The organism is Nocardiopsis lucentensis DSM 44048 (genome assembly GCF_000341125.1).
In the GTDB taxonomy this organism is placed as follows: domain Bacteria; phylum Actinomycetota; class Actinomycetes; order Streptosporangiales; family Streptosporangiaceae; genus Nocardiopsis; species Nocardiopsis lucentensis.
In genome coordinates this window covers 14,278-20,468 of record NZ_ANBC01000040.1, presented here as the reverse complement: position 1 = coordinate 20,468, position 6,191 = coordinate 14,278, and the positions used below count along the sequence as shown (strand labels likewise).

Sequence of the window (6,191 nt, the reverse complement as noted above, 5' to 3'; positions counted from 1 at the left end):
CCCCCCCCCCCGCCGGGACCGACCCGGAGCGCCCGCTCAAGGTGGTCGTGGCCGGGCACGACCTGAAGTTCTTCACCCGCCTGGCCGACTACCTCGACTCACTGCCCGGGCTCGAGGTGCGGATCGACCAGTGGGAGGGCCTGAGCACCCACGACCAGTACCGCTCCCGCGAGCTGGCCGGGTGGGCGGACGTGGTGATCTGCGAGTGGTGCGGTCCCAACGCGCTGTTCTACGCCAAGTGGAAACGCCCCGACCAGCGGCTGGTCGTACGCCTGCACCGGTTCGAGCTCTACGCCGAGTGGCCGCGCAGACTCGACATCGACAAGGTGGACGCCGTGGTGTGCGTCAGCCCGCACTACGCCGACCTGACCCGTGAGATCACCGGCTGGCCCGCCGACAAGGTGGTCGTGCTGCCCAACTGGGTGGACGACGAACAGCTGCGCCGTCCCAAGCTCGCGGGCGCGGAGTACTCCCTGGGCATGATCGGGATCGCGCCCTCGCGCAAGCGCCTGGACCGCGGGCTGGACGTACTCGCGGAACTGCGGCGGATGGACCCTCGGTACACGCTGTCGATCAAGACCAAGCAGCCGTGGGACTACTGGTGGATCTGGAACCGGCCCGAGGAACGCGCCTACTTCGAGGGCGTCTACCGGCGGATCCAGCGCGACGAGCGGCTCGCGCAGGCCGTGGTCTTCGATCCGTTCGGTCCGGACGTGGCCACCTGGCTGCGGCGGGTCGGGTTCATGCTCTCCACCAGCGACGACGAGTCGTTCCACCTGGCGCCCGCGGAGTGCGCCGCCTCGGGCGGGGTTCCCGCGCTGCTGCCGTGGCCGGGCGCGGACACCATCTACGACCCGCACTGGATCCACGACGACGCGGTGGAGATGGCCGAGGCCGTCCACGCGATCGTGTCCGAGGGCCGGTTCGCGCAGGAGGCCGAGCGGGCGAGGGCGGAGGTGACCGGAGCCTACGGGCTGGCGCGGGTGCGTTCGCTGTGGAGCGACCTGGTGGTGCGCGGGAAGGTGCCCCAGGCGGCGTCGACCCCGACGGTGGCGTAGCCGTGTTTTCTTTGGGCCAAGGCGGGGCGGTCACTCCAGGGGGTTTGACGTTCGGGAGCCGGCGGGGTTCTCAAAGATCAAGACTGCGCCGGAGGCGTCGGTTGAGGGTGCCCGCCCCACCGCGAAGCGGCCCCCGGGTGGGGGAGGGCGACGAAGAGGGAGGTTCCGCGGCCGAAGGCCGTCCGTTGAGGGTGGTGGAGGGCGACGGGCGGGCCGAAGCGAAGCGGAGGACCAAGACGAACACAGTCAGACCGGGCCGGTCATCTTCGTCAGACCGCCCGCGCCCGCGGGCAGGAACAGCGCGAAGGTGGTCGGCCGGGTCTGCACCAGTTCGATCCGAGCCCCCTCCGACTCGGCGATGTGCCGGGCCAGGGCCAACCCCAGTCCGGTGCCGCCGTCGCCGCTGACCTCGCGGTCGAAGATCCGGCCCGACAGGTGTTCGGGGACGCCGTCGCCCTCGTCACTGACCTCGATGCGCACCGACTGGCCGGTGTCGAGGCGGCGGATGGTCACCGTGCCCGCTCCGTGCTTGTAGGCGTTCTCGACCAGGGTGGCGAGGATCTGCGTGAGGTCGCTCGGCACGGTCATGGCGGTCAGCCCCGGGTCCCCCGCGACGACCAGGTCGCGCTTCTCCTGCTGGAAGACCGGGGACCACTCGGCCTGGAGGTGGTTGAGCACCGGGTCGACCTCCACCGGTTCCACCTCGGGGTTCTGGCTCTTGCGAGCCCGCCCCAACAGGCTCTCGACGGTCTCGACGAGGCGTTCGGTCTGGGAGAGCGCGGCCTCACCCTCCTCCCGGACCACCTCGGGGTCGTCGGCCTCGGCGACGATCTCCTCCAGGCGCATGGTCAGTGCGGTGAGCGGTGTGCGCAGCTGGTGGGAGGCGTCGGTGGCGAAGTGGCGTTCGGTGGCGATGAGGCCGGCGATGCGTTCGGCGCTGCGGTCGAGCACCTCGGCCACCCGGTCCGCCTCGGGGATCCCGTAGCGGTGGCCCCAGGGGGTGGCCACGCCCGACCCCAGGCGCTCCGCGGTGGCCGCCAGATCGACCAGGGGGAGGGTGAGCCTGCGGGCCTGGAACATCGACAGCCCCACGGCCACGCCGATGGCGAGAAGGGACAGCGAGCCGATCCCGAGCCAGGCGCGGACCACGCTGCGCTGGACCTTGTCCGCGCTCGCCCACACCTGGACGTGTGTGCCGCGGCCGGTGGTGTCCGTGGCCCGGAGCAAGCTCGGCGCGTCCGGCGTGGCGGGGCTCAGGGCGGGGTCACCCGCCGTGGTCGCCTGGGTCTCCCCGGGAGGGGTGATGCGTATGAACCGGCGGGGATGCTCAGAGCTCAACTCGGCGAGGTCGAGTTCGCCCTGGAGTTCGAGCATGTTGTCGCTCTCCGCGCCGATGAGTTCCGCCTCGCTCCGGAGCTGTTGGCTGGCCTCGTCGTGCACCATCCTGTACGTGAGCGCACCCAGAGGCAGGCCGAGCAGCATGACGGCGATGACGGTCACCACGAGGGTGGAGAAAACCATCCGCCTGCGCATGTCACCTCATCCGTGCGACCCGGGCGGCCGATCGCGTCCAGCGTGTCGGCGCGCGGTCGGGTCAGTCCCGTTCGAAGCGGAAGCCCACGCCCCGCACGGTGGTGATGTAGGACGGCTGGTTGGCGTCGTCGCCGAGCTTGCGGCGCAGCCAGGAGATGTGCATGTCCAGGGTCTTGGTCGACCCCCACCAGTTGGTGTCCCACACCTCGCGCATGATCTGCTCGCGGGTCACCACCTTGCCCGCGTCGCGGACCAGGACACGCAGGAGGTCGAACTCCTTCGTGGTCAGCTGGAGTTCGCGTTCGCCGAGCCAGGCACGACGTGAGTCGTTGTCGATGCGTACACCGTGGACGACCGGTACCTCGGCTCCGCCGCGCCGCAGGAGGGCACGGACACGGGCGAGGAGTTCGGCCAGCCGGAACGGTTTGGTGACGTAGTCGTCCGCTCCCGCGTCCAGGCCGACCACGGTGTCGACCTCGTCGGCTCGGGCGGTCAGGATGAGGATGGGCGTGCCGTGACCCTCGGCGCGCAGCCGACGTGCCACCTCGAGGCCGTCCATTTCTGGCAGCCCGAGGTCCAGGACCATCAGGTCGATGTCTCCCGCACGTGCACGGTCGAGTGTCTCAATGCCGTTGACGGTCACGTCCACCGTGTAGCCTTCGCGGCGGAGCGCACGCGCGAGGGGCTCGGAGATCGAGACATCGTCTTCGGCCAGCAAAACGCAGGTCATGGTCCCGATCGTAGGTCTGGGGTCGCGCATTTCCCTATTATGCGCGCCGGATGGCCCAAGGTTGGCCGAAAATACGCTATTCCCATACCGGGCAAACCGTTCATTCATTCATATTGTGCCTTTTCTTTGCTTTTTCTTGGTGATACTGGGATGCTGGTTGCTCGCGTGTGCGGGAGCCCCGTTGCGCCGTGTGCGTTTCCGGCGCGACCCTGAGCGACTTCCGCCCCGAGGAAGTGGGACACTTCATCACGCGACGGGACATGGGGGCGGCCCCGGTGGGGCATCGACGCGGAGTCGGATTCGCGCTCGGTCGCCAGCCCCCCGTTCGAGCGCGACCACCCCAGATCCCCAGATCCCCAGATCCCCAGACACCGAGGAGCTCCTTCGTGAACGACCACACGCCCGACCCCGGGGGCGGTTTCGGCCCGCCGCCCCAGGGTCCGCAGAGCCCCCATGGGGGACAGGGGCAGCAGCCCCACCACCCCCAGGAGTTCCTGGACCCGCAAGGGCAGCAACCCCACCAGCCCCAGCAGCCGAGCCACGCCCAGCAGTTCGGCCAGCCGCAGCAGCCGCAGTACTGGCAGAACCAGCAGGTCCCCCAGGGGCCTCAGCCACCGCAGCCTCCTCAGAATCCTCAGGGTTTCCAGGGGCAGCAGCCCCCGCAGGGGCCGCCCCAGGGGCCTCCGCCCCAGGGTCCGGCCGGACCCGCCTCACCCCCTCCAGCGGGGCGCGGACGCTACGGGGCCGGGGTGCTGGCCGTGCTCACGGTCATCGCGGTTCTCGCGGGCGCGTCCTTCCTCGGCGGCGGTCTCTTCCTCGGGCAGACGGTGGTGAGCGGATTCGCCGCCGACCCGTCGCCCGAACCCACCGAGGACCCCTCCCCGTCTGGGGAGCCGACCGAGGAGCCCACCCCGGAGCCCACCGAGGAGGAGTTCGAGCCGACCGAGGAGCCGACCGAGGAGCCCACCGAGTTCGAGCCCCAGGAGCTGATCACCTCCACTGAGCTGCTCGACGAGCTGTCGTCCGAGTTCGACATCACCGAGCGCTACGACACGACCGGCGACATCTGCGAGTCCGACGAGGGTGAGGGGCCGCTCTTCCAGTGCAGTTCCGCGATCGACACCAACCTGGTGCGGGTCATCGCCTTCGACAACTCCGGGATCGCCGCTCTCATGGCCGGGGCCCTCTCCGCCGATGAGGAGGGCGACTCCGTGGACGTGCAGTACGCCTGCCACTTCGTGCTCATCTGGTTCGAGCAGAACGGCCTGGACCAGGGCGAGCGCGATGACATGACCGCCGCCGCCGAGGAGATCGTCGGCTGTCTCTGAGCCGCGCGCCGGAGCGCCCTTCCGTCCGGGGCGCCACATCGTGTCGTTACGCACATTAGGAATCACTCTGGGTGACAATGGGCCTCGTTGGTGCGGTCCGTCGGGCTTGTGCGCCCCGTGGCCGTTCCACCGAGCACAACCATCCCGGTGCCGGCCCCGACCGCCCCACGGCTGACAGTCCGGCCAGAGCGCCGACACCGGCAACCACCCCGCCCCGCACCCGGGGCCGGACGAGGAGCGGTGATGGCCAGCAGACGATTCCTGAGAGTGACGACGGCGGCCCTGGGGCTCGCGGCGCCCATGGCGCTGGCGGCTCCGGTCGCCACGGCGGAGAGCGGACCCGAGGAGACACCCGTGTCGGCGCCGTCGGCCACCGCGGCCAGGACGGAGTCCGCCTCCCCGCGGCTGTACTACACGACGTGGCGGGACGCCAGTACCTACTGGTCCGCGGACACCCGCTACGCGACGGGCGGGTGGCTGTGGCCGGGGCGGCACTACGTCTTCTGCCAGACCAAGGGGCAGCCGCACACCGATGGCAAGGACACCAGCACCATGTGGTGGGTGCTCACCGACGACGACACCGGCAACAGGGACGTGTTCGTCAGCGCGACCGCCTTCGACGCGGCCGAGCCGTGGCAGCCGATCGAGGGCCTGCCGCGTTGCTGAGCCCCGGCCACCGGTCCGGAGCGGGCACGCCGCCGACCGGTGGCCGGGTCGGCGCCGTCCCGAACCGATGGCCGGGACGGCGCCGCCGGATCAGCGCTCCTCGACCTCGAAGGTCAGCGGTCCGGCCAGGACCCCTCCGTCACCGTCGAGCAGGTAGGCGGTGAACGTACCGGCGCCCAGCACGCGCGTGCTCACCGGGACGTGGCCCCACTCGCGGCGGGCCCGGCGCGTGGCCAGCGGCTCCTCCGCGCCCGGGGAGACCCCCTCGGCGAACACCGCCACGTGGTTGTCGCGGCCCGGGGAGTCGGTGGAGTAGCGGAAGATCGCCGTCGCGGGCTCCCGGACCGGCGTGCGTCGCAGCTCCAGCGTGCCGGTCGGCGTCTCGACGGGAGTGGCCTGGTCGCCGACCACGATCCGGCCCGAACCGCCCTCGGGGTACCGTTCGGCGGTCACCCGGCCCTCCAGGGACCCCGTCAGGTACTGCTCCAGGGCGCCCTGGTAGGTCGCGCCCACGACGGTGAAGTCGGCCCCGCGGAACGGGTACATGTCGCCGCCACGCGCGGAGAAGTCGATGGTGGCGACCGTGATCGGGTCACCGTCGACGACCTCGCCGTCCTCCACGAGGACCGTGCCGTCGTGCAGGATCACCTCGCGGACCCGCTCCCCGGGAGCGACCACCCGGCCGTCCGAGTCGACCTCCTGTGCGGCGCGCTCCGGGTCGTAGGCGAAGTTCACCCCGCCGACCTGCATGAACCCGCCGTTGGCCGCGGGGGCGGCGTGCACACCGTGTTCGAGCAGCTCCTTGATCTGCGAACGCGGGATGTCCGGCACCACCACGACCTGGTTGGCGAACGGCGCGATCCCGTAGGTGTCCAG

The 6,191-nt window shown here is 70.8% G+C and carries 5 protein-coding genes and 1 pseudogene (1 of these 6 running past the window's edge); 3 read left to right on the top strand and 3 right to left on the bottom strand.

Going from position 1 to position 6,191, the window contains the following annotated elements:
- Positions 1-1,058 (top strand): glycosyltransferase family 4 protein (locus tag D471_RS0101190; protein ID WP_017596934.1); only part of this gene is annotated, 1,058 nt, incomplete at its 5' end.
- Positions 1,059-1,304: 246 nt separating this feature from the next.
- Here D471_RS0101190 and D471_RS0101185 read toward each other — a convergent pair.
- On the bottom strand, positions 1,305-2,591 hold the full coding sequence (locus tag D471_RS0101185; RefSeq protein WP_017596933.1) for a sensor histidine kinase: 1,287 nt from the start codon (positions 2,589-2,591) through the stop codon (positions 1,305-1,307).
- Positions 2,592-2,652: 61 nt separating this feature from the next.
- Entirely contained in the window at positions 2,653-3,321 is a 669-nt protein-coding gene (locus D471_RS0101180; RefSeq protein WP_017570862.1) for a response regulator transcription factor, read from the bottom strand.
- 386 nt (positions 3,322-3,707) lie between these two features.
- Here D471_RS0101180 and D471_RS39285 point away from each other — a divergent pair, with 386 nt between their 5' ends.
- Both D471_RS39285 and D471_RS0101170 read left to right on the top strand, forming a co-directional pair.
- Complete coding sequence (locus tag D471_RS39285; protein WP_152486189.1) at positions 3,708-4,649, top strand: hypothetical protein; 942 nt, start codon at positions 3,708-3,710, stop codon at positions 4,647-4,649.
- A gap of 243 nt (positions 4,650-4,892) precedes the next feature.
- Positions 4,893-5,315 (top strand): hypothetical protein, encoded by a 423-nt coding sequence (locus D471_RS0101170; RefSeq protein WP_152486188.1) that lies wholly within the window; start codon positions 4,893-4,895, stop codon positions 5,313-5,315.
- Between the two features lie 90 nt (positions 5,316-5,405).
- Here D471_RS0101170 and D471_RS32495 read toward each other — a convergent pair.
- Positions 5,406-6,191 (bottom strand): annotated as a pseudogene (locus D471_RS32495) (bifunctional metallophosphatase/5'-nucleotidase); it runs 1,334 nt beyond the window's last position.

Coding starts and splice junctions, on each gene's coding strand:
- D471_RS0101185 (WP_017596933.1), bottom strand. CDS start 2,591: ATGCGCAGGCGGATGGTTTTCTCCACCCTCGTGGTGACCGTCATCGCC.
- D471_RS0101180 (WP_017570862.1), bottom strand. CDS start 3,321: ATGACCTGCGTTTTGCTGGCCGAAGACGATGTCTCGATCTCCGAGCCC.
- D471_RS0101170 (WP_152486188.1), top strand. CDS start 4,893: ATGGCCAGCAGACGATTCCTGAGAGTGACGACGGCGGCCCTGGGGCTC.